Source organism: Micromonospora sp. NPDC057141, from assembly GCF_042670805.1.
Lineage (GTDB): Bacteria > Actinomycetota > Actinomycetes > Mycobacteriales > Micromonosporaceae > Micromonospora.
This window is the reverse complement of the sequence record NZ_JBHUVA010000073.1, coordinates 1-21079: the sequence shown is the minus strand read 5'-3', so window position 1 is coordinate 21079 and position 21079 is coordinate 1. Positions and strand designations below refer to the sequence as shown.

24 protein-coding genes are annotated in these 21079 nt (G+C 69.9%); 16 read left to right on the top strand and 8 right to left on the bottom strand.

Annotated features, from left to right (window positions below):
- Positions 1-143 precede the first annotated feature (143 nt).
- Positions 144-1370 carry a hypothetical protein gene (locus ACFT41_RS26485; protein WP_377588639.1) on the bottom strand — a complete coding sequence of 409 codons (1227 nt, stop codon included), beginning with the start codon at positions 1368-1370 and terminating at the stop codon, positions 144-146.
- A gap of 176 nt (positions 1371-1546) precedes the next feature.
- Here ACFT41_RS26485 and ACFT41_RS26480 point away from each other — a divergent pair, with 176 nt between their 5' ends.
- The 3 genes from ACFT41_RS26480 to ACFT41_RS26470 all read left to right on the top strand — a co-directional run bounded on the left by ACFT41_RS26480 (position 1547) and on the right by ACFT41_RS26470 (position 3304).
- Positions 1547-1678, top strand: a complete 132-nt coding sequence (locus ACFT41_RS26480) for a hypothetical protein (protein ID WP_377588640.1) — start codon at positions 1547-1549, stop codon at positions 1676-1678.
- Positions 1679-1737: 59 nt separating this feature from the next.
- Positions 1738-2157, top strand: coding sequence for an NUDIX domain-containing protein (locus ACFT41_RS26475; protein WP_377588641.1), 420 nt, complete (start codon positions 1738-1740; stop codon positions 2155-2157).
- A gap of 838 nt (positions 2158-2995) precedes the next feature.
- The gene (locus tag ACFT41_RS26470; RefSeq protein WP_377588642.1) at positions 2996-3304 is read left to right on the top strand and encodes a hypothetical protein; all 309 of its coding nucleotides are present in this window, start codon (positions 2996-2998) and stop codon (positions 3302-3304) included.
- A gap of 106 nt (positions 3305-3410) precedes the next feature.
- On the opposite strand, the gene ACFT41_RS26465 is transcribed toward ACFT41_RS26470, so the two are convergent.
- Positions 3411-3974 carry a DUF5994 family protein gene (locus ACFT41_RS26465; RefSeq protein ID WP_377588643.1) on the bottom strand — a complete coding sequence of 188 codons (564 nt, stop codon included), beginning with the start codon at positions 3972-3974 and terminating at the stop codon, positions 3411-3413.
- A 628-nt stretch (positions 3975-4602) separates the two neighbouring features.
- On the opposite strand from ACFT41_RS26465, the gene ACFT41_RS26460 reads away from it, so the two are divergent.
- From ACFT41_RS26460 to ACFT41_RS26410, 11 genes are all read left to right on the top strand, one after another.
- Complete coding sequence (locus tag ACFT41_RS26460; RefSeq protein WP_377588644.1) at positions 4603-5331, top strand: GAF and ANTAR domain-containing protein; 729 nt, start codon at positions 4603-4605, stop codon at positions 5329-5331.
- An 83-nt stretch (positions 5332-5414) separates the two neighbouring features.
- Positions 5415-6146, top strand: coding sequence for a GAF and ANTAR domain-containing protein (locus tag ACFT41_RS26455; protein WP_377588645.1), 732 nt, complete (start codon positions 5415-5417; stop codon positions 6144-6146).
- Between the two features lie 190 nt (positions 6147-6336).
- The gene (locus ACFT41_RS26450) at positions 6337-7092 is read left to right on the top strand and encodes a SigB/SigF/SigG family RNA polymerase sigma factor (RefSeq protein WP_377614017.1); all 756 of its coding nucleotides are present in this window, start codon (positions 6337-6339) and stop codon (positions 7090-7092) included.
- Between the two features lie 162 nt (positions 7093-7254).
- On the top strand, positions 7255-7428 hold the full coding sequence (locus ACFT41_RS26445; RefSeq protein ID WP_377588647.1) for a hypothetical protein: 174 nt from the start codon (positions 7255-7257) through the stop codon (positions 7426-7428).
- A complete protein-coding gene (locus ACFT41_RS26440; RefSeq protein ID WP_377588648.1) occupies positions 7425-8438 on the top strand; it encodes a glycosyltransferase family 4 protein in 1014 nt (337 codons plus the stop codon). The genes ACFT41_RS26445 and ACFT41_RS26440 overlap by 4 nt, the downstream gene beginning before the upstream one ends.
- 119 nt (positions 8439-8557) lie before the next feature.
- Complete coding sequence (locus tag ACFT41_RS26435; RefSeq protein WP_377588649.1) at positions 8558-9694, top strand: glycosyltransferase; 1137 nt, start codon at positions 8558-8560, stop codon at positions 9692-9694.
- Positions 9691-10743, top strand: a complete 1053-nt coding sequence (locus ACFT41_RS26430; RefSeq protein WP_377588650.1) for a glycosyltransferase — start codon at positions 9691-9693, stop codon at positions 10741-10743. Before ACFT41_RS26435 ends, ACFT41_RS26430 begins: the two co-directional genes overlap by 4 nt.
- Complete coding sequence (locus ACFT41_RS26425) at positions 10740-11135, top strand: hypothetical protein (RefSeq protein ID WP_377588651.1); 396 nt, start codon at positions 10740-10742, stop codon at positions 11133-11135. The genes ACFT41_RS26430 and ACFT41_RS26425 overlap by 4 nt, the downstream gene beginning before the upstream one ends.
- A gap of 860 nt (positions 11136-11995) precedes the next feature.
- Positions 11996-12292: a MerR family transcriptional regulator gene (locus ACFT41_RS26420; protein ID WP_377589957.1), complete on the top strand. Its 297-nt coding sequence runs from the start codon at positions 11996-11998 to the stop codon at positions 12290-12292.
- Between the two features lie 224 nt (positions 12293-12516).
- Positions 12517-12738 (top strand): Fe-Mn family superoxide dismutase, encoded by a 222-nt coding sequence (locus ACFT41_RS26415; RefSeq protein WP_377589958.1) that lies wholly within the window; start codon positions 12517-12519, stop codon positions 12736-12738.
- A 556-nt stretch (positions 12739-13294) separates the two neighbouring features.
- Positions 13295-13498 (top strand): cold-shock protein, encoded by a 204-nt coding sequence (locus ACFT41_RS26410; RefSeq protein ID WP_013283833.1) that lies wholly within the window; start codon positions 13295-13297, stop codon positions 13496-13498.
- A gap of 124 nt (positions 13499-13622) precedes the next feature.
- Here the strand turns inward: ACFT41_RS26410 and ACFT41_RS26405 are convergent, their stop codons facing one another.
- Together ACFT41_RS26405 and ACFT41_RS26400 are read right to left on the bottom strand one after the other, a co-directional pair.
- Entirely contained in the window at positions 13623-13856 is a 234-nt protein-coding gene (locus ACFT41_RS26405) for a hypothetical protein (protein ID WP_377589959.1), read from the bottom strand.
- 340 nt (positions 13857-14196) lie between these two features.
- Positions 14197-15240 (bottom strand): alpha/beta fold hydrolase, encoded by a 1044-nt coding sequence (locus tag ACFT41_RS26400; protein ID WP_377589960.1) that lies wholly within the window; start codon positions 15238-15240, stop codon positions 14197-14199.
- Between ACFT41_RS26400 and ACFT41_RS26395 the strand changes: the two genes are divergently transcribed.
- Both ACFT41_RS26395 and ACFT41_RS26390 read left to right on the top strand, forming a co-directional pair.
- A complete protein-coding gene (locus ACFT41_RS26395) occupies positions 15217-16146 on the top strand; it encodes a helix-turn-helix transcriptional regulator (RefSeq protein WP_377589961.1) in 930 nt (309 codons plus the stop codon). The two genes, ACFT41_RS26400 and ACFT41_RS26395, sit on opposite strands and share 24 nt — an antisense overlap.
- Before the next feature lie 483 nt (positions 16147-16629).
- Positions 16630-17079 carry a SitI3 family protein gene (locus tag ACFT41_RS26390; RefSeq protein WP_377589962.1) on the top strand — a complete coding sequence of 150 codons (450 nt, stop codon included), beginning with the start codon at positions 16630-16632 and terminating at the stop codon, positions 17077-17079.
- Between the two features lie 284 nt (positions 17080-17363).
- On the opposite strand, the gene ACFT41_RS26385 is transcribed toward ACFT41_RS26390, so the two are convergent.
- The 4 genes from ACFT41_RS26385 to ACFT41_RS26370 all read right to left on the bottom strand — a co-directional run bounded on the left by ACFT41_RS26385 (position 17364) and on the right by ACFT41_RS26370 (position 20980).
- Positions 17364-18623 (bottom strand): barstar family protein, encoded by a 1260-nt coding sequence (locus ACFT41_RS26385; protein WP_377589963.1) that lies wholly within the window; start codon positions 18621-18623, stop codon positions 17364-17366.
- A gap of 683 nt (positions 18624-19306) precedes the next feature.
- Positions 19307-19954, bottom strand: a complete 648-nt coding sequence (locus tag ACFT41_RS26380; protein ID WP_377589965.1) for a nucleotidyl transferase AbiEii/AbiGii toxin family protein — start codon at positions 19952-19954, stop codon at positions 19307-19309.
- 2 nt (positions 19955-19956) lie between these two features.
- Complete coding sequence (locus ACFT41_RS26375) at positions 19957-20523, bottom strand: hypothetical protein (protein WP_377589964.1); 567 nt, start codon at positions 20521-20523, stop codon at positions 19957-19959.
- A 97-nt stretch (positions 20524-20620) separates the two neighbouring features.
- On the bottom strand, positions 20621-20980 hold the full coding sequence (locus ACFT41_RS26370; RefSeq protein ID WP_377589966.1) for a DEAD/DEAH box helicase: 360 nt from the start codon (positions 20978-20980) through the stop codon (positions 20621-20623).
- Positions 20981-21079: the final 99 nt, after the last annotated feature.

Below are 21079 nucleotides of genomic sequence, written 5' to 3'. Positions count from 1 at the left end.
CCGGGAAGCTGTCGCCGCCCGGCTCGGCCGCACCGCTTGACGCTGTAGTGATCGCCACCCGGCCCCGCTCGTACGCCGAGCGGGGCCGGTCCGGTCCCACCGGCAAGCGAGCAGCCGCCTCTTGCGATGGTCGACAAAGCAGATCAGTCTGCGGGCCTCTCGTCCTCGGGGGTCACCAGGATCATCCGGCGACGCCGGGCAGCGAGGAACAACACACCTCCGGCCGCCAGCGCCGCGACGCCGATTCCGCCCATCAGCCCCGCCTGCGGCCCAGTGACCGGCAACCCGCCGTCACCGCCGCCGACGCCACCATCGTCGCCGCCGCTCTTCGCGGCCAGCACCACGGCGAACCCGTCCTGATTGTCGCTGTGGTCCGCGTCGGCCACCCGTACGGCGACGGCGTTCGCGGGCAGCTCGGCCCGCGCAGGCTTGGAACGGTCCTTCACCGACCGCTCGGTGAGGCCCTCCACCTGCACGGTCCCGCCCGGCAACGTCGCCGGCGCGGTGGCGGATGCCGCAGTCGTCACCAGGTTGTACAGCTTGACCGCCGAGTAGACCGTGTCGTTCGGATCGGTGTCCTCGGCGCCCGGAACGAGTGTGAGGCTCTCGTAGGTGCACACCGCCGACCGCCCGGCGTCGGCGAGCACACACTGGGTCGGCTGCCTGGTGAAGGTCACACCCTTGGGCAGGTGCAGCGTGACCCGCACTCCGCTGACCGCCTTCCGGCCCTGGTTGGCGACGGTGTGCCACACCGCACCCGTCTCACCCGGGTGCAGCGTCCCGGTGGGCTTGGGCATGCCGTCAGCGCCGACCCGCACCGCCTGCTTCACGTCCCCGGCGACCAACGAGAGGTCGGCACCGGGCTGGTCGACCAGCTCCAGCGGGAACCATTTGGTGTTGTCGGCCGGATTCGCGTCCTTGTCCGGCCCGATGGTGACCGTAGCCTCGAATCTGCCCTCGTAGGGCTCCGCAGCCCCGTATACGGTTGCGTCGATGGGAACGTCGACGGTCTCGCCCGGCCCCGGAATCAGCTCCGGCAACAGTCGGCAGTAGAACCCCCCGAAATCGCCGTCGCACTCGCCCACACCCCCTGAATGCCAAAGCAGGGCGACCGGCATGGGGCCAGGGCCCTCCGGCGGCTGGTGGACATTGACGACGACGTCGCTCGGGGTCTCGTCCCCCAGGTTGCTGATCTTCAGATAGGCGACCTTCCTCTCGACCCCCAGCGGGATCCTTGTCCCGGACGCGTCGACCGCGAGGTCCGGACCCCTCTTCGCCGCCTCGGCAGGACCGGCGGGGACGGCTACCCCGGTGAGGAGGAGCAGCGCGGCGGCGACAGTTCGCGACAGCCGCCGACGACCAAAGCTCATGGCAGAACCCTTCGGGACGCGGGGACAGTGTGGCTGAGAACACTATCGGCAATCGGCTTTCATCAGGGTGGCCGGCAGCGCCCCGTTCTGGTCGTGTGGGGCCGTTCAATGCTGTGCCGGTCTGCCGGTCTGCCGGTCTGCCGTGGTGGTTCCCTGATTGTCGTACGGTGCTGTCCATGACGCTGTCCCCCCGCACTACCGAACAGTTGGTGCGTGCCGCCCGCGAGGCGGACCGGTTGAGCGCCCGCGAAGACCATGGCGCGTGGCGGCCGGTCTCGTACGGCATCGATGACTGCCCGGACGACTGACCGTGGACCTGTCGGGGGCTGCGGTAACCGGGCGGACTGTTGCCCGTCCGAGCACGGTCATGGTGGACAAGGTGCTCTGCTATGTGGTGCGGGCGGGGCGGTTGCTCGTCTTTCGGCACTTGGACTACAGCTACGAACAGGTGGGCGTCGAGGTGCCCGGCGGCACCATCCGCGTGGGTGAGCCTCCGGAGGACGCGGCGCTGCGCGAGGCCCGCGAGGAGACCGGGCTGAGCGGCTTCAGGCTCGTCCGGAAGCTGGGCGAGATGCGGTACGACATCAGCCCGCTGCGGTCCGAGATCCAGAATCGGCACGTCTTCCAGTTGGAGCTCACCGGGCCGGCGCCCGAGCGGTGGGCAAGCCAGGAGGACCACGATGGCGAGCGGGAGCCGACCCGGTTCGAGTGCTTCTGGATCCCGCTCAGGGCCGGGCACGTCCTGCAGTCCGGCCAGGGCGCTCTCCTGGCGCGGTTGTTCGACTGAACCTCCCGCCTCGGGCAGGCCGAACCTCCACGCGTTGTGATCGTCGATGATGTGCGTGACTGCGTGACGTGTGCTCCCCAGCCGGTGCCACCGTGGGCCAACGGATGCCGGCCGGGGCGACGGGGACGGCAGATGTGGTCGCAGACCTGGTTGGTGTGCTCGGTGTGTGCTCCGGCCTGGTCAGACCTGGCCAGTACAACTCGGGGCAACGGGGCCGCTCCCTGCCACCCCAGGTGAACCCCCAGTCGCGAGACTAGGCCCTCGCGCCCCCGTAGCTCAGGGGATAGAGCACCCGGTCGCAGTGGCTGATTACGGTGCTCGCTTGCTGAAGATCAGCAGACCAGGTCGTTCGGTCATTGGTGGGCCCTTTCCAACTGGGAGCAGCCTGCGGAGGGAGCGAGGTCAGGCTGCTGTTGGGCGGGAATCTGCCATAAGTGCCATCTGCGACCTCGTCTGCGCCGAGGCCGCAGGCGATCAGCGTGAGTACCTCCCTTACCCGCTCGGTTACCCCCTCCAGCCGGGGCAGCGGCAGGGTCGCCGCCCCGGCCGACGCGCGAACTCATCGATCAGCCGACGGGTCACCGTCGGCGCGAGCAGGCCAGCGCCGGCGGCCACCACCCGGATACCGGTCGTCGGAGTTGATTCGCCGCCGGGATCACGGCTCGCGCCTGCCGCCGGTCGGCATCCATCACTTGGCGCGGAGAATGACCGGCGCGATGGCGTAAGGTGGGCGGCATAACGGCCGCCCTGGTCCCTGGTGGTGCCCCAGCCGCAGGCACACCACCAGGAGCACCGGATGCCTGTTTCCCCTGCTCATGCCCTCCCTGGCCGGGAGTCCGTGGATGACCTCGTCAAGCGGATCGCCGACCGTGACCGGGCCGCCTTCGGTCGGCTTTACCGCCGTCTCGTCCGCGCCGTCTTCATCCAGGTGTGTGAGAGTGTGGGCAGCCCTTCGGCCGCCGTCGCGGTGACCCGGGCGGTGTTCGTCGAGGTCTGGCAACTCGCGCCGAGTTGCACCGCCGATCAGGCAGACGGTCTCGCGTGGGTGACGGCCATCGCCGTCCGTCGGGTTGCGGAACGGCTCCGCGCGAACGATGGCCGCCCTCCGGATCCACCGGACACGACGAGTTCCTCGGTCGTCAACTGACCGTCCCGCTGGGCGATCCGCCGGCATTGTATCGGGCCGACCAGCGGTTCTTGTCGGTCAGCCCACCGGCACCGCAGCCGTCTGCCAGCCCCACCTGAGAATGGATTCAGGTGGCGTCGACACCGTCGTGGGCTCTAGCTCGGTGATCCGCGCCGATCGGCAAGGTGCTGCCACCTTCGTTGTCCCACACCGCGTACGTGTCGGAGCCGGTCGCCGCCGCAGCCCTGGGCCGAGCCGCGGTGCTGGCCAGGATGTCGGGCGCGCGCCTGAGGTTGGTGGGGTCGGCGGCGGTCGCCATCGCCCACTCGGCTGCCGCGGTTGGGGTGGCGGGCGGTACCACCAGCAGATCGACCTGGAGGTCGCGGCGGGTGGTGGCGACCAGCAGGGCGGGGTCGAGGGTGTCGAACCAGCCGATCCGGATAGGGTCCGGTCCGACGGTCAACCGGCGGATCCGGCTTTTCCAGGTGTGGATGTTGAGCATGAGATGCCGGATCCGGCCGTGGCGTTCGGACAGGGCGAGGACCAGGCCGGGGAGCTCGGTGGACGGGTCCCAGGACCGCGGCCACCACCCGCCGTCCAAAACCGCCCGGTCGTGGGGGCGGGCGAGGACGAGCCGGGGTGTGGAGATGGTCGATGCGGAGATCGTGGTGGCCGGCGTGGTGACGGACATGGCTCAACCGTCCTGATTCTCTGGGCGGGGCGGCCGTGGGACGCTGGCGGTGCCGGTTGCCGGCCGGGTAGTCGCACGATGCTCGGGCGCGCTGGCTTCCTGCGTGACGCGACGGCGGCCCAGCATTCTGAGTTGCACGATCCGCGCGGTGCCGGGGAGGGCGACGAACAGGACCCCGGAAACCGCGGCCAGCAGTAGTGCCACCCCCACCGGCAGGGTGGCGTGCGCGCCGGGGAACGACACCTCAGCGCGTTGCCCGTTCTGCAGCTGGCCGGCCTGAGCGCGATGGTGCGCCGACGTAAGGAACGCGGGGAGGCCCGGCGGCCTGCTGTGGGGGGTGCGTAGCGGGTGGCCGACACGGTGACCTCGATCGGTGGGGGCGTCCGCCGGCGGCGGCTGTCAGCCACCGGGGTCCCGAGCGACGCTTCCAGCGTACGCTTCCGCGCCTCGACCGGCTCGGCAGCCGTCGGGGCCGTCGCGGTCCGGTGAGCCGCCGGTCGCGCTGCGGCGTCGTGCGGAGTATGGTTTGGCCTTCGCCGGGCCTTGACGCCGCCCCCGTAACGTCCGCTTCGAACGATCCGGGTCGGAGTCAGCAGTGGGCAGGGACAACCCGGGGCGCGGCGATCCGATGACCTCCGATCGCCGGCTGCGGCTGTGGGCCGTTCTCGGCGATGTCGCCCGAGGTGGCGCGATCACGGTCGATCATGTCTGCTCGGCGGCCGTCTCGGTCGGGGGCGTCGACTCCGCAGCCGTCGCCGTCATCCTCGAGGCCACGCCGCGCGAACTGGTGTACGCGACGGACCTGACCGCCTTGGAGCTGGAGGACCTGACCCTCACCATCGGTGAGGGGCCGTGCGTGGACGCGACCACCGGTGGACCCGTCCTGGTCGCCGATCTGACTGTGCCTGAGTGCCGGAACCGCTGGCCGGTGTTCGCGCCGGCCGCGGTGCTCGCCGGGGCCAGTGCGGTGTTCGCGTTGCCGCTACGGGTGGGCGGGATCAGCCTCGGTGTCCTGGACCTCTACCGTGCCCGCGCCGGTGACCTCGGGGCGGAGGAACTGGCCGACGTGCTGGTCCTGGCGGACACGGCATGCGCGGTGCTGCTGGACGGCGCGACGCGCCACGGGGTGGACCGGGGCGATCAGTGGCCCGAGGGGACCGGCTTGCAACACCCCGAGGTGCATCAGGCGACCGGCATGATCGTGGCCCAGTTGGGAGTGCCCGCGGCGGTGGCGCTCGTCCGGCTGCGCGCCTACGCGTACTCCCAGGACCGGCGGCTCCGGGACGTGGCAGCCGACGTCGTCGCTCGGCGCCTGCGCCTCGGACCGGCGGGGACACGTGGTGACCGGAAGGCATGAACAGGGAATCGGCGCCAAGACGGCGCGTTACGGACCAACCCGTCGGGCGACCGGTGGGACCCCTGATTGACGAGGTGACTGACATGGCCGAGACCCAGTTGGCCGACGTTTTCGTGGAGATGGCCGACACGCTCATCGACGACTTCGACGTGATCGAGTTCCTGCACGTGCTGACCGAGAGGTGTGTCGATCTGCTGGGCGTGTCGGCGGCCGGGCTGCTCCTGACCGACCAGCGGGACACGCTGCAGGTGGTCGCCGCCTCCTCCGAACGCACCCGACTGCTGGAGCTGTTCCAGCTTCAGACCGACCAGGGGCCCTGCCTCGACTGCTTCCGTACCGGCCAACCGGTGTCGGTCGCCGACCTGACCCTGACCACAGCCCGCTGGCCGAGGTTCACCGCTGCCGCGGCCGAGGTCGGCTTCGCCGCGGTGCACGCCCTGCCCATGCGCCTGCGCTCCGAGGTCATCGGCGCGCTCAACCTCTTCGAGGTCCGGCCGGGAGCCCTCGACGAGGGCAAGCTCCGAATCGGTCAGGCACTCGCCGACGTGGCCACCATCGGACTGCTGCAACAGCGCGCCATCCACCGACGCGACATCCTCACCGAACAGCTGCAGACCGCCCTGAACAGCCGCGTTCTGATCGAACAGGCCAAGGGAGTCCTCGCCGAACGCCTCCAGGTGGAAGTGGGCCATGCCTTCGCGATACTGCGCGACGGCGCGCGTAGCCGCAACCGGCGACTGTCCGAACTGTCCCAGGCGATCGTCGACGGCTCCGAGCAGCTCGCGCCGGGAGCGGTCGCCGACCAGCCCGGCTGAAGACCGGCCCGACAGCCGAGTCAGCTTCCCGGAGCGCGGCTTCCGGGGTGCGGTCAGGGAGACGAAGGCGTACGGTGGCGGTGTCGCCCGGGTCCCCGGTGGCCGCCATTTCTCGCAGCCACCAGCCCGTTAGGGGCGTGCAACGATGGTCACCCCCACCGTGACACCCACGGCCGGTTCGTCCCCTCCGATGCTGAGCCCGGCCACGGGGGACAGCGAACAACTGTTGCGTCGACGCGCAGCCCTGAACGTCGAAGATCCCGACCGCGCACGGCTGCGGACCCAGGTCATCGAAGCAAACCTGCCGATGGCGGGTCGACTGGCCCGCCGGTACGCCGGTCGCGGTGAGTCCTACGACGACCTGGCGCAGGTCGGCGCGCTCGGCTTGATCAAGGCCGTCGACGGATTCGACAGCAGTCGGGGCGTGCCGTTCGCCAGCTACGCCGTCCCGACCATTCTCGGCGGCATCCGGCGGCACTTCCGCGACACGGCCTGGGCGATCCGGGTGCCACGCGCGGCCCAGGAGCTGGGTGCCCGGGTGCCCGAGGCCCGGGGCAGGCTGGCGCAGCGACGCGGTCGCCAACCGACGGATCGTGAGCTCGCCGACGACTTGGAGGTGACCGTCGCCCAACTCGTGGCCGCCGTCGCCGCCCTCGACGTCTATCGCCTGGAGTCGCTGAACGAGCCACTGCCCAGGGCCGACGGCGGCGAGCGCCATGTGCGCATCGGCGCTGCCGATCCGGGATTTGCAGCCATGGACGACCACCTCACCCTCCGACTGCTCCTCGCGGCGCTTCCCGCACGTGAACGTCAGATCCTGATCTTTCGGTTCTACGGTGACCTGACCCAGGCGCAGATCGCCACCCGCGTAGGGCTGTCACAGATGCACGTCTCCCGGCTGCTGAGGCGCTCGCTGGCCCAGCTGAGAGCCGGGATGTTGCGTTGACCAGTCCTCGGCCCGGGCCGTTCGGGCATCCGCGCCGATCCGTCGAGACCACCAGGAGATGTCATGGCTGATCGTCCGATCGCCGCCGCTGGGCCCTCGCCTACCGGTCATACCGTCACCGGTAGGCGTGACCATCCCGAACGGCTTCTCGAAGGGCAGACGATGAGGATCGCCAGGTGCCGGATCGTTGCGGCGCTGCGCGAGCGCGGGCAACAGACCAGGGCCGACTGGGTCGAGCGGGAACTGCCGGAGCGGGTGGACCCCGACAAGCACGCGGGGCTGCTCGCCACCCTGCGCCTCGATCCGGCCGACCTCGCCGACGCCCCGTCCCCGTGAGGGTTGCCCTGCTCGGTCCGGTCGCCTGGCGCACACCTCCACACCACTACGGTCCGTGGGAGCAGGTGACCGGGCTGCTCGCCGAAGGGCTGGTCACCCGCGGCGTGGACGTGACCCTCTTCGCGACGCTGGACTCCGTCACCTCCGCCGCCCTCGACGGCGTGTCCCCCCGGGGGTACGCCGACGATCCGGACCTGGACGGCCGGGTGTGGGAGGCGATGCACGTGTCCCACGCGATGGCCCGCTCGTCGGAGTTCGACCTGGTCCACAGCCACCTCGACTGGCTGCCGCTGGCCTTCGCCGAGCATTGCCGTGCTCCGCTGCTCACCACCGTGCACGGCTTCTCCGGCCGGGGGATCCTTCCCGCGTACGCCCGGGCCCGCTCGTCCTATGTGTCGATCTCCGACGCCGACCGCAGCGCCGAGCTCGACTACGTCGCCACGGTGCACCACGGCGTCGACCTCACCGGGCTGCCGTTCACCCGCGCCGCCGGTCCCGGACTGGCCGCCTTCGGCCGGATCCATCCCGACAAGGGCACCCACACCGCCATCGAGATCGCCCGCCGCGCCGGCCGGCCGCTGACCATCTGCGGCATCGTGCAGGACGAGCGGTACTTCGCCGAACAGGTGGCCCCGCACATCGACGGCGACCAGGTCGTCTTCCTCGGCTCGGTCGGCCCTCGACGCCGTGCCGAGGTGTTGGGCGCGAGCACCGCGCTGCTGCACCCGATCGCCTTCGACGAGCCGTTCGGGCTGTCGGTGGTGGAGTCGATGGTCTGCGGCACGCCGGTCGTCGCGTACGCCCGAGGGTCCATGCCGGAGGTTGTCGACGAAAGCGTCACGGGGTTCCTCGTGCAGGCCGTCGAGCAGGCCGTCGACGCCGTCACCCGGGCTGCCGAACTGGACCGGGTCGTCTGTCGGACCCGGGCCGGGCAGCGCTTCGGCGCGGACCGGATGGTCACCGACTACCTGGCCGTCTACGACCACCTCACCCGCCGATCGCACCGCTGAACCCGATCACCGCCTACGAACCCGTTCCGCCGGCCACCCACGCTGGCCGGCGTGCGCCGATACCGCGTGAGGCCGTCCCCGCATCCCGAGGCGGCCGACAACCGGAAGGCCTGACACCCATGCACAGTTACGGATTCCTCAGCACGCACCCACCGACCCGGTGCGGACTGGCCACCTTCAACTCCGCCCTCGCCGCCCACCTGACCGCCGACGGTACGCGCGGCGGCATCGTCCGGGTCACCGACCGAGGCGACGACCTGCGGGCCGGACCGGGGGTCGTGCACACCTGGTCGACGCGTACCCAGGCCGGGTGGCGGGACGCCGCGGCGGCCCTGAACGCCTTCGACGTGGCCGTCGTCCAGCACGAGTACGGCATCTTCCCCGGCGCCGACGGCGAGGACGTCCTGCCGTTGCTGCGCTGCCTCACCGTGCCGAGCATCGTCGTCCTGCACACCGTGCTTCGCCGGCCCTCGGCCCGGCAGAAGTCCCTGCTGGAGCAGATCGTCACCGCCGCCGGAGCGGTCGTCACAATGACCGACACGGCTCGCAGCCGGCTGCTCGTCGGCTACACCGTACGTCCGGGCAAGGTCACGGTCATCCCGCACGGCGCCGCCGGACATGTCCGTGTACCCGCCGACCGCCGTACCCGCCCGCACCTGCTGACCTGGGGACTACTCGGTCCCGGCAAGGGCGTCGAGTGGTCGTTGCGGGCCCTCGCGCGGTTGCAGGATCTCGACCCGACACCTACCTACACCGTCGCCGGCCGGACCCATCCGAAGGTGGTCGAGCACCAGGGTGAGGCGTACCGGGCGGGACTGCACCGGCTCGGCGCGCAGCTGGGCATCGCACACACCGTGGACTACCAGGACGCCTACCACGACCAGGCCACCCTCGGCCGGCTGATCCGCTCCGCCGACGTCGTCGTGCTGCCCTACGACTCCCGCGAACAGGTCACCTCCGGGGTGCTCATCGAGGCGGTGGCCGCCGGGGTACCCGTCGTGGCCACGGCCTTCCCGCACGCCGTCGAGCTGCTCACCGGCGGCCCCGGTCTGGTCGTACCCCATCAGGACCCGGCGGCGCTGGCCGCGGCGATCCGGCGGATCCTGACCGAACCGGGCCTGGGCGCGCGGCTGGCCGGCCGTATCCGGCCGCTGGCCGCGGACCTGCGCTGGCCGGCGGTGGCGGCCCGCTACGGCACACTCGCCGAGCGGCTCGTCGCCGCCCGCCGTCCCGCGGTCAGCGTGGCGTCGGCGTGACCGCGACCACCGGTCTGTCCAGCCGGCCGGGCAGCGGCCGCCGGCATCCGACGCCCCGGCCCAGCTTCGCGCACCTGAGCCGGTTGAGTGACGACACCGGCCTGTTCGAGCACGCCCGGCACGCCATCGTCCGGCGCGAGCACGGCTACTGCACCGACGACGTCGCGCGCGGCCTGGTCGTCACCAGCCGTGAGCCGGAGCCGGCGGAGGAGGTGCTCCGGCTGGCAGAGCGCTACCTCGCGTTCCTCACCCATGCGCAGGACACCCGGGGCGCCTTCCGCAACCGGCTCGGTCACGACCGGCGCTGGGCCGACGAGCCCGGGCTCGGCGACTGGTGGGGTCGCGCGCTGTGGGGGCTGGGCACCGCTGCGGCCCGCAGTCCCGCGCCCTGGATACGCGAGGAGGCGCTGGTCGCCTTCAGCCGGGGCGCCACCAGACGCGCCCCGACCCCGCACGCGATGGCCTTCGCCGGGCTCGGCGCGGTCGAGGTGCTGCGCCGCCACCCGGCCCACGCCAATGCGGCCACGCTGCTGGGGGACGCGGCCGCCACGATCGGCGCCCCCGGATCCGACCCGCTCTGGCCCTGGCCGCGTCCGCGCCTGACCTACGCCAACGCGGCCCTCGCGGAGGTCGTCATCGCGGCCAGCCAGCTGCGCCACGACGGCCCACCCCTCGACGACGGCCTGCGGATGCTGACCTGGCTGCGCGACGTCCAACTGCGCGACGGGCGGCTGTCGGTCGTACCCGCCGGCGGTTGGGAACGCGGTGCGCCGCGGCGGTGCCACGACCAACAGCCGATCGAGGTCGCCGCGTTCGCCGACGCCTGCGCCACCGCCGCCACGGTCACCGGCGACCCCGGTTGGGAGACCGGGGTGCGGCAGGCCGTCGGTTGGTTCCTCGGCGACAACGACGTCGGCACGCGGATGTGGGATCCGGCGACCGGCGGCGGCTACGACGGGCTGACCCCGCACGGACCCAACCTCAACCAGGGCGCCGAATCCACCGTCGCACTGATCTCCACCCTCCAGCACGCCCGGCGATGGTCGTGACCGACACCCTGGCCGTCCGGCACGGCACCACCCTCGCCCCGGGACCCACCCACCCACCCACCCGGCTCCTGATCGGCGCCTACTTCAGCCACGAGTACGCGGTCGAGGCCGCCGCGCTGTGCAACCCGTCGATGACGGTCCACCCGGACCAGGCCGGTCTGGACGCCGGGCAGCCGCGGGTCGCGAGCAGCCTGCGCCAGATCGGCGAGGGACACCTGTCGTCCATCGGGTTCGCCACCGCGGTCCTCGGACCCGGGCGCCGGCCCGCCGTCGCCGACCGGTCCGGCCCGCCGGTCGTCGGGCACCGGATGGCCGTACGACACCGCCGGCCGACCCCAAGATCGATACTCCACGTTCTCGCACATCGTGTCCGCGCCGCCTGGCCACGGTGACCACGGCGGCGGGAGGCTGGCGCCGCCGTGCCCGCGGGGCCGGCGGTGGGGTATGGCTGAGTTCTGTTCGCGTGTCTGCTGACGCGTTCTGGCGAAGCCGCGGGTTCGCTGCCCTCGGGCAGTCCGCGGCGTAGGGCTGGGTCTCGCTGTCGCGGGACAACGGGCGTGCCGGCCGGGTTCGTCGTGACCGTGCGGCGGTGTTCATCGGTCGGCAGGCGGTACCGGTGTCGGGTCGACGTCGGCGCGGCCCTCGCCGTGCCTGCCGGGGCACGCCGGTGACCCTTACGGCGGCCGACCAGAGAATCTATGCTGGAACGACTAGATATCTTCGGCGGCATGGAATACTCTTCTTCGAGTCGAGAGAGAAGGTCCGTCAAGACGCAGACGGGTTGTCCGGTCGTGAGGTCACGACGGACGGCAGGAAGCGGGATTCGTTCCGCCGGAACGGCAGTAGGAGCACGTCAGCCCCAACGTGTGATGCGCGATGGGGCATGCAGGTGGGGCCAAGGCTTGCTCAGGGCTCCAACTGATGTTCGCCGCACGTGTCGGGGCCATGAAGTCGCGTGGGCTCCGGCGCCGGGGACCGTACGACCGCAAGGGTAAGAAGACGCAGAGGAAAGGGAGGGCCGTACACCGTTGGATCGCCCGCCAGCAGCCGGCATTCCAGGCTCGGCGGACACCGCAGTTTCCATCGAACGAGAGGTGGTCTCCGGTCACGCATACGCGATCCTCGCACCCGAAGCCGACGGTTGCGGCTGGTGCGGATACGACAAGCCGACGTTCCTGTCGGTAGATGGTGTTCTGACCCGTAACCCTGGGCCCCGGCGCGTAAGCGCCGGGGCCCTCGACGTGGAGGTGACATGGGGCGAAACCCCGATGACATGTTCGGCGACGAGAACACTCCGGCCTACACCATCGGTCAGGCCGCGGAGATGCTCGACACCACGCAGGACTTCCTGCGCCGCCTGGACGAAGCGAAACTGATCAACCCGCACCGCTCCAGCGGTGGGCACCGCCGCTACTCCCGCTACCAGTTGCGTCTGGCCGCCCGGGCCCGCGAGATGGTGGATCAGGGCACTGCCCTGGAAGCCGCCTGCCGGATCATTGTCCTGGAAGACCAGCTCGAGGAAGCCCTGCGGCAGAACGAGAAGCAGTAGCGTGGGCCACGGCGGCAGCCTGGCCGGCCCGATCTCGGGTGGCGCCGTCGGGTGATGAGCCGCCCGCCCGCCAGAGCGAGAGTCCCCAGCCCCCGGCGCGGTCCCGGTGGCCCCGCGCTGCGACACGCGGTCGCCGCGGCAGCCCGTTCGGCAGGCCTTCTGGGCCACGGCCTGGAGGACTTCGTGTTGGCCGGGGCGCGAGTTGGTCACCAACGTGGTGCGCCATGGCGGGGCAGCGGCTGATCGTGGAGCAGGTCTACGACCGCCACGGCAACATCGGGCAGGGCGCCACGCCGCTGCTGGTGTTCGACGCGTGGGAGCATGCCTACTACCTGCAGTACCGCAACGTGCGCCCGGACTACGTCGACCGGCTGTGGGGACTGGTCGACTGGGCCGACGTCACCGCCCGCTTCGAGGCCGCCCGCGCTACCGCGCCGAAGCTCTGACCGGCGTGACCGGTCCGGTTCCGGTCGCCGCCGACCTCGTCCAGCGCGCTGCCGGGGTCATCGCCGCCCGCCATCGCGGTGACCTCGCCGCCGCGGAGGCACTGCTGGCCCTCGTTCGACTCGGAGCAGGCCCGCACCCTCGGCTTCTACCTGCTCGCCGACCTTTGCCCTGGGGCTCGTCCGTGCCCAGACCGGCGAGTCCCTCGACGACCTGGTCCAGCAGCTCACCCTGCTCGTGGCCGACGCGCCACCGCCCCCTCCCGCATGAGCGCGGTTGATGGGCAGTCGGCAGCGACGGTGCCTCAGCGCCGTCCACGCGGCGTGGCATGCAGGCGAGTGGCCAGGTCCATGCATCGCCATGGGATCGACGACGGATCACGTGCTATGGTGGCCGGGTTGCAGTTTTGATTTCCGTAGACGTTTTCCGGCGCCTGATGGGGCATCTGAGACCCATCCAGGCGCTTTTCGTTTTTCGTGTCGTTTCGACGCGGGTGATCAACGCGGTGGCGCAAGGGTCCGCACAGTGCGGTCTCTAACAGCCTGCGAAGGAGCAGACATGACTACAGGTACCGTGAAGTGGTTCAACGCCGACAAGGGCTTCGGCTTCATCAGCCCGGACGACGGCGGCGCCGACGTCTTCGCCCACTTCTCCGCGATCTCGGCGAGCGGCTTCCGCAGCCTCGACGAGAACCAGAAGGTGGAGTTCGACATCACCCAAGGCCAGAAGGGCCCGCAGGCGGAGAACATCCGCCCGCTCTGATTCACACTCTGCGGACGGCGGCCCGACTGGTTCAGCGGGCCGCCGTTCGGCGTTTCATGCGCTCACCAGGGCATCGCGAAATCGCCTGATCGGCAAAGGCCGGCCATCTCGGTGTGGAGCCAGCTCAGCCCTGCCCCGTGTTCTCCTGCCCTGGATCGATTCGGCCGCCCGCCGGATCGTCATCTTGGAAGACCAGCTCGAGGAAGCCCTCAGGCAGAACGAGAAGCAGTAGCGTGGGCCGCGGCGGCAGACTGCTCGGCCCGCTCTCGGGGTCGACCCCGGCGATACCCTGCTGCGCGGTCGCCACGCCTTCGGCCATCGCCCGCAGGTCATCACCGATGCTGTCGGTCAACGACATGCTCCCGCCCCTTCACCCTGTCGGCTTCTGCACCTCGATGAACCCTGGTACCTTATAGATCGAAGTCGATGGGAACAATCCGCGCCCCGAAGGCGCGCACGCCAAGGTGCTCTTCGGTCCGGTGCGACCACACGGCCGCGACCACCCTGCTGCGGCGTCGGTGGCGTACCCGCCATCAATCGGGTGGTCCGTCGTGGCGCGAGGCGGACGGCCCAGCCAATGGACGGCGCATCCTGCGGGTTGGTGGCTGATGCCACCAACCCGCAGGGTGAGGAGCATGACCAGCGCCTACGACCCGCGAATCCTCAGCGGACCGTGAAGCGGATCTCCTGCAGGCGTGCTAGGCGGCATCCCGCTGGTCCAGCCACTTCAGAATCGCCTGGTTGGTTTCGTCCGGCTTTTCCTGCTGGATCCAATGACCGCAGTCGAGACTGACCACTTCCACGTTCGGCACGAACTCCGTGAATCTTTCAGCCCTCGCGACCGTGTCGCGGTCGCCGTAGATCATGAGGGTGGGTTGTCGGATGATCGGGTCCACGTCCGCCAGCAGGTGCCAGTTGCGGTCCAGGTTGCGGTACCAGTTGATTCCGCTCGTGAACCCTGTTGACTCGAAGGCGGAGACGAAGACGGCCAGTTCGCTGTCACTCATGACGGGCTCACCGAGTGGGGTTTCCGCTCTGGCGAGGTTGATCAACGTGTTGCCCGGCTGAGGCTCTGCGAGGGGCACGTTCTTCCGGTACAGGTTCCGAAGGAATCGGAACGTGTTCTCCTCGAACACGGCGTCCGCGACGCCCGGCTGCCGGTTGAAGTGGACGAAGTAGAAGTCGGTGCCGAGCACGGCCTCCATGAACTCGATCCAGGGCATCTCTCCGCGCTCTTGGTAGGGCACGCTCAGCGCTACCACGCCGTTGACCCGGTTCGGGTGCAGCAGGGTCAGGCCCCATACGACGAATGCGCCCCAGTCATGGCCGACGAAGGTGGCATCGTCGTAGCCGTAGTGATCGAGGAGGGCGACGAGGTCACCCGACAGGTGTGCGATGTCGTAGTCGGTGACCTCGGTCGGGCGGGACGAGTTGCCGTAACCCCGCTGGTTCGGGACGATGACGTGGTAGCCCGCCGCCGCCAGGGCCGGCACCTGACGGCGCCAGGAGAAGGCGTGCTCCGGCCAGCCGTGGCAGAGCACGATGGGGTTCCCCGCGTTCTGCCGGCCGGCTTCGAAGACTTCGAGTTCCACACCGTTGACCGAAATGCGGGTGGGCTCGGGAAAATCGGTTGTCATGCCGGCATCCTGCCGACCGATACCGGTCACCTCCTGACCGGTTTTCGTGGAAGTGTTGTCCGGGTGCGAGCCGACCGGTTGATGGCCGTCCTCCTTCTGCTGCAACAGCGCGAGCAGGTGACCGCAGCGGAGGTCGCCCGGGAGTTGGAGATCTCCGAGCGCACCGCCCGCCGTGACCTCGACGCCCTGGGCATGGCCGGGGTCCCGGTGTACTCCGTCCAGGGCCGGGGCGGCGGCTGGCGCCTCGTCGGCGGTGCCCGCACCGACCTGTCCGGGTTGACCGCGAGTGAGGCCCGCGCCCTCTTCCTGGTCGCCGGCCCGGCCTCGGCTGCGACGCCGGCCGTGAAAGCGGCGCTGCGCAAGCTCGTCCAAGCCCTGCCGGAACCCTTCCGGGTGCAGGCCGAGGCGGCAGCGGCGTCGCTCGTCATGGACCAGCAGCGATGGGGGTCGAGCCGGGTCGAGCCGCGACCGCCTCGCTTCCTCGACGTGCTCCAGGACGCGGTGATCCGCGGCGTCCAGGTCCGGCTCGGCTACGTCGATCGTGAAGGCACCGAAACCGAGCGAACCGTCCACCCGCTGGGCATCGTCGTCAAAGGCCCCTCGTGGTACCTCGTCGCCAACACCGAGGCCGGTCGCCGGACCTTCCGGATCGACCGCGTGTCGTCCGCCGACCCGACCGGCGATCCCGTGCACCGGCCCGAGGACTTCGACCTTGCCGAGAGCTGGCGCGCGATCGCCGACGAAGTCGACCGCAAGCGAACGCCCCTCGAGGCCCGGGCGGTGTGCGCGCCCCAGGGGATAGGCGTGCTCCGGATTGGATTCGGCGGTCGGCTCGAGGTGGGAGGCTCCACGACCGATGGCCGCATCGAGGTCGTGATCCGCGGCAACGACGAATACACACTCGCTGGCGAGCTCGCCGGGCTGGTCGAATGGATCGAGGTGACCGGCCCTCCGGCCGTGCGAGACCACCTGGCCTCGATCGGCAACACGCTCGTCGAGCGATACGGCTGAGCCCGGCAGCACCGTCGCGGCCCTGGAATACGTGCTTGATCTCCTAGCCGATCCCGGGCTCGGTGACGCCAGTGCGGCCCGGGAACAGGCCGCAATTGCCCAGGAAACGGCCGATGGACCTGCGTACCAGAGCAGGCCCAACAGACAGGTCAACTGAGAAAGGACAGCCAGCGATGGTCTTGTCAGTCTTTGTCAGAGGGCTGTGAGGCTGGGAAGTGTTCGCCAGAGCTGACAGAGCCCGGTTTGGGGGTGTGAGCGCATCGTGGCCGGCGAGCCGGCCGGCAGCCGGCCGCTCGATGTGGATCACCTCAGCTTGCTATGAACCGCTGGCCTCAACTCACCCTGACAGACAGGGAGGAGACCTCGCCACCCTGCACAAGCAGTTCCACGACTGGCCCATAGCGAGGCTGAAGGAACTGGCGGCGGTAACGCGGGACGGTGCGATCATTCAGATCGTCCGGCGAGACTGATGAAGGGATGCAGATGGCTGTCGAGTACCGGCTGACGCTGGCTGGCGACATCCCACTCGAGCAGGTGGCAGAGCTGGCTGCTCCCGAAGCTGTCGAGACGTCCACGGCGTCCGGCGGCAGGATGTTCAGCGCCGACCTGAACGACGAGCACGGGTACGTCGTGGACATCACCGGCGGCCGGAACGGCTACTACTGCGCCGAGGACGACGAGGGATCCCTGTGGCAGTGGGAGCCGGAGACCTACGTTGACATCAGCTTCTACATGCGCAAGGACACCCTGACCGACAAGGGCAAGCCCCACATGCTGGCGACCGTGGCCAGGATCCTCGCTGGCAGGGTCGAGGACGCGGCCCTGACCCTCAACGGCGACGTGCTGATGCTGACACGAGTCGCGGGAACCATCCAGAAACACAACACCGACGATTGGTACGACGAAGAATACGACAGGATCCTGCACCTCTGACCGGCGTGCGTCCTCGGCTGGACCCGCCACAGCGACTCGCCCCGAATCCGCCGGAGGCGCGTCAGTACGCGCGGCCACGACCTCACGCCCGGACGGATGACCGGCCCCATCTCGACTACGGCGAGGACTTCTTCGACCCCCTCACCGACTCCGGCCGCGTCAACGGCACCCGGCACAGCCACATCCCTGTCTAAGGATCCACGGCGGCCGCCTGCCACCGTGTGTCCAACCCTCTCGCCGGGCTCGGCTGGGTGACGCAGCGGTTGTCAGCGTCGACTGTCAGCTCACCGCAAGTCGATGTCGACCTGATGCGCCGCAAGCATGTCCAGCAGGTAGTCCAGCGTGGTCGCCGGACCCAGTAGACGCCGGTCGTAGCCGGCGACGAGGTGTTCACGAGCGACGGCCGAGTCGTGCCACACCAGGCGAAAAGGTGTCTGAGCACCGAACCTTCCGCGTAGGCAGTCATCGAGGGCGTCGAGGTTCCACCCGAAGTATCCGCCCGGTCCGTTGATCGCCTCACCGATCGCGCAGTAGAACCCTTCGATGTCGGTCACGAAACGACCGTCGAGGTCGTACGTGACACCGGCCGGCCGATCCGGCGCAACAGACCGGTGGGCGAGAGCCACGCCCGCCCAGCGGTGGCGCAACTCCCGGCCGTAGCCAGCCCACAGATTCCTCTCAGCAGGCCTTCCGGTGTGCCAATGCTCCAGAATGCCGAGGACCCCCGTCGGCATCGGCTCACCCATGTCGCTGCCGACCGTCACATCGAGGAGTCCGGCCCCGATCCGCGACGGCTCGCTGGCACCGACCGTTCCCGACAGCATGGCCCCGATGACCCGACTGGCCGAGCCGTCGGCGGCGACCGCGTACACGTCGGCGCTGATCCGACGGCGACGCAGACCGGCCTTGGCCGACTGGCCGAGCGCATCGAGCTTCGTCAGCAGGGCAGATTGCGGCCGGCAGCCGAGCAGCCGCACCTGCGTCACCGTGGGCGCGGCCTGATCGCGGAACACGCCGGTGACGTCCCGACACGTGCCGTACGGCTCCTCGTCCCGGCCCTGCAGCACGAACTCGGTCACCTGCCCGGGACGGATCACGGCTTCCGTGCGACCGTGGACGCGGACGACACCGCTGAGATCGATGTCTACGGTTCCCGGCATGGTGGCGTTCGGGCGCTGCGCCAGCACGACGACGTCGCCGAGATCCTCGCCCCACCAGTACGGTGGCGGGGACGCTGTCACGAAGACGTCGCCCAGCCAGGCATGCTCCGTGCCGAGTGCCTCGGCGGGCAGCCGATCGAGGAGGCCAGCGAGCGCGCCGGTCGGCGTGCAGCCGACGAGCGTGAACCGCTTCCGAGGCCGTGGCGGCAGGTCCACGAACAGTCCTTCGATCTCCGCGCACAGCGCCAGAGGGACGTCGTCCGCCCAGGAACCCTCAGGGTCGACGTCGCCAAGAAGCAGCCAACGCGGACCAACGGGATGCTCCCACGTCCACCGCCGCCGCTCGGACGGCGAAACCGCCCCGGGACCGACGCTCGACGTCACGCCGAGACCCTACCCGCTGACAACGCCACGACAGGGACCCGTTCATAGACGGTCTCCAACCGACCTGACCGACGAAAGCTCGCGCACCCGCGCGTTCCCTGAGCCGGGAGTTCCTCATGAGGCGGATGTGGGAATCATCCTGAACGCTGACCCCGCGTAGTCGTCTTGCCCTCAGCCGGCGCCCGAAGCCCGGAAGGTCGCCGACGAGGCCGGCTCGGCCCGGATGGCAACCGGCCGCTGAAGAGGGAGCCTCTGGATGATCATCGATGGTGTGCGCGACGTGTGCTCGCCAGCGGATGCCAGCCCGGGACAACCGGCGCCAACACGGGTCACCACAGCCGACCGTGGTCGAGAACGGGGGTTCGTGTGCTCGAGCTGTGGTCCTGGGCTGGGCAAACGGGAGTCCGGGTGATGTGGGTGAACGCGGGCCACTCCCTGCCGCCCCAGGTGAACCCCCAGGTCGCTAGACTAGGCCCTCGCGCCCCCGTAGCTCAGGGGATAGAGCATCGGTTTCCTAACCGGACGCTCCGCCGGTATCCGCAGGCCGACGACCTGCGGCTTTTTGTTTTCTGCCGGTGCGTGCCGGTCGCTTCGCGGGCTTGCTGCGATCGCTTGCCGAAGATCAGCTGGAACGTTGTGGGTCCTGCGGGTGCAGCTTAACGTTGCCGCGAGTCGGGACCGAGTCACCCTTCCTCGTCGTCGAGCAGTTCGCGGCGCCACTCCGCGAATCGGCTTCGGAGATCGTCCAGCGCCGGGCCGGTGACGCCGTACTGGGCGAAGTCGTCGGGATCGAGCAGGGCGGCTTGTCCGAGGGCGTCGGCGAAGACGCGCCGGTCGAAACCACGGTCGGCGCGCTGCACGAGGGCGAGGAGGTTTTCGCGGGTGTAGCGGCCGGATCGGAGTGTGGCGTCGATGTCGATGAAGTCACGGGCGAACGCTCGTCCGTAGAGGGCGCTCATCTTGTTCGCGACCGCGTCGTCGGGGTGGAGTACCGGTCCGATCGCCATGAGGATCGGTTCGTTGGCACGCCAGTCCACGCCGAGTTCGACCTTGGAGACCCGCACACCGTCGGTGACAGCCAACCGGGTGAAGGTGTCGTACTGCCGCTCGGTCTCGACGGTGAGGCCGTCGTCCCGATAGGCGTGTACGACGGCGGCGACCGCGGCGGTGAACTCCTGCCGGCGGTCCCAGGCGGTGAACAGGTCCACGTCCTCGCTGGGCCGCTCGAGAAGCCCGGCGGCCTGAACCGCGTAACCGCCGGCCAGCGCGAAACCGTATCGATCGGCCGCCCCGAGCCCGATACGGGCGAGGCGTTCGTGGAAGGGGTCCACCGCTACGCCGCGTTGTTGCGGGTTGCGGCGAGTTCGGGGAAGGCTTTCTCCCAGCGCTGGCGGAGCTGGGGTGGCAGCCACAGGGTGGGCCAGAGCCGCCGGAGGAGGTCCGCGTCGAGCCAGGTGTGCAGATCCTCGGCTGTGCTGGCTTCGGTGAGCACCCCCTTGTACATGGTGGCCAGGCGTGCGGGCCGGTTCAGGTCGTACTCGGCGTGCCCGGACCAGTCGAGATGACGCGGAAGCGTCACCGTGCCTTCGGTCGGGCCGCGCAGCGCGGCGAGGGTTTCGGCCACCACGTAGGGCTTCCGGTCACCGTAGGGTCGGTAGTCGGCCGGCGGCTGGGGTGGTGTCCGGCGTCGGCTGATGTTGGTGGCCCGTCGGACTTCCGGTCGTAGCGCCTGACGGATCGTCTCCCGGCTGTAGCCGGTGACCCGCTGCAGATCCACCGGCCGCCAGCCGGCCGCGTGGAACGCCCGTAGCTGCTCGTCCCGCTCGGTCAATGCCTGCGCCCGCGTCGCCTCGTACCGGGAGACAACCGCATGTAGCTCATCCTCGGAGAACCGGCCCATGCCTGCCAGCCTACTACGCTAGGCCAAGCACGCTTGGCTCTTCGTCATGCCCGGGCAACTGGGCGGGACCAGGCATGGTGATCGGGATCGGATGCACTCATGTTCGGGTGAAGCCGAGGGCCCGGTATCCGGGCATACGGCGTTGGAGTGAGGCGGCGAGGATGGGGGTGGCCGGGTCGTGGTAGTCGTGGACCTCGGCGACGTCCTTGCCGGGCGCGGCGCGGATGACGCGGCCGGCGCATTGGACGAGTAGGCCGTCGTAGGAGATCGGACCGGCGAGGAAGAGCGTGTCGAGGGCAGGGGCGTCGAAGCCTTCACCGATGAACGGTGTGGTGCCGATGACGGGCAGGCCGTCGCCGGTCTTGGCGCCGTCGAGCCGGTCAACGATGATCCGCCGTTCGCTGGTGCTCATCGCGCCTTGGAGCACGAGCGCCTGATGTCCGCGTGCGGCGAGCAGAGCGGTGAGAGGGCGGTTCGGAGGTTTAGGTCCGTTTCGGGATAAGGGTGAACACTCCGGGCTGGTCTTCGGTCAGGACTTGGCGGTTGACCATGCGTT

Bases quoted from the DNA above. Each gene is read 5' to 3' on its own strand.
- ACFT41_RS26375 (WP_377589964.1), bottom strand. From the start codon at position 20,523: ATGGGCCGGTTCTCCGAGGATGAGCTACATGCGGTTGTCTCCCGGTAC.
- ACFT41_RS26475 (WP_377588641.1), top strand. From the start codon at position 1,738: ATGGTGGACAAGGTGCTCTGCTATGTGGTGCGGGCGGGGCGGTTGCTC.
- ACFT41_RS26415 (WP_377589958.1), top strand. From the start codon at position 12,517: ATGGCGGGGCAGCGGCTGATCGTGGAGCAGGTCTACGACCGCCACGGC.
- ACFT41_RS26410 (WP_013283833.1), top strand. From the start codon at position 13,295: ATGACTACAGGTACCGTGAAGTGGTTCAACGCCGACAAGGGCTTCGGC.
- ACFT41_RS26405 (WP_377589959.1), bottom strand. From the start codon at position 13,856: ATGTCGTTGACCGACAGCATCGGTGATGACCTGCGGGCGATGGCCGAA.
- ACFT41_RS26420 (WP_377589957.1), top strand. From the start codon at position 11,996: ATGGGGCGAAACCCCGATGACATGTTCGGCGACGAGAACACTCCGGCC.
- ACFT41_RS26465 (WP_377588643.1), bottom strand. From the start codon at position 3,974: ATGTCCGTCACCACGCCGGCCACCACGATCTCCGCATCGACCATCTCC.
- ACFT41_RS26390 (WP_377589962.1), top strand. From the start codon at position 16,630: ATGGCTGTCGAGTACCGGCTGACGCTGGCTGGCGACATCCCACTCGAG.
- ACFT41_RS26485 (WP_377588639.1), bottom strand. From the start codon at position 1,370: ATGAGCTTTGGTCGTCGGCGGCTGTCGCGAACTGTCGCCGCCGCGCTG.
- ACFT41_RS26435 (WP_377588649.1), top strand. From the start codon at position 8,558: ATGCACAGTTACGGATTCCTCAGCACGCACCCACCGACCCGGTGCGGA.
- ACFT41_RS26455 (WP_377588645.1), top strand. From the start codon at position 5,415: ATGGCCGAGACCCAGTTGGCCGACGTTTTCGTGGAGATGGCCGACACG.
- ACFT41_RS26460 (WP_377588644.1), top strand. From the start codon at position 4,603: ATGACCTCCGATCGCCGGCTGCGGCTGTGGGCCGTTCTCGGCGATGTC.
- ACFT41_RS26445 (WP_377588647.1), top strand. From the start codon at position 7,255: ATGAGGATCGCCAGGTGCCGGATCGTTGCGGCGCTGCGCGAGCGCGGG.
- ACFT41_RS26480 (WP_377588640.1), top strand. From the start codon at position 1,547: ATGACGCTGTCCCCCCGCACTACCGAACAGTTGGTGCGTGCCGCCCGC.
- ACFT41_RS26395 (WP_377589961.1), top strand. From the start codon at position 15,217: ATGGCCGTCCTCCTTCTGCTGCAACAGCGCGAGCAGGTGACCGCAGCG.
- ACFT41_RS26450 (WP_377614017.1), top strand. From the start codon at position 6,337: ATGCTGAGCCCGGCCACGGGGGACAGCGAACAACTGTTGCGTCGACGC.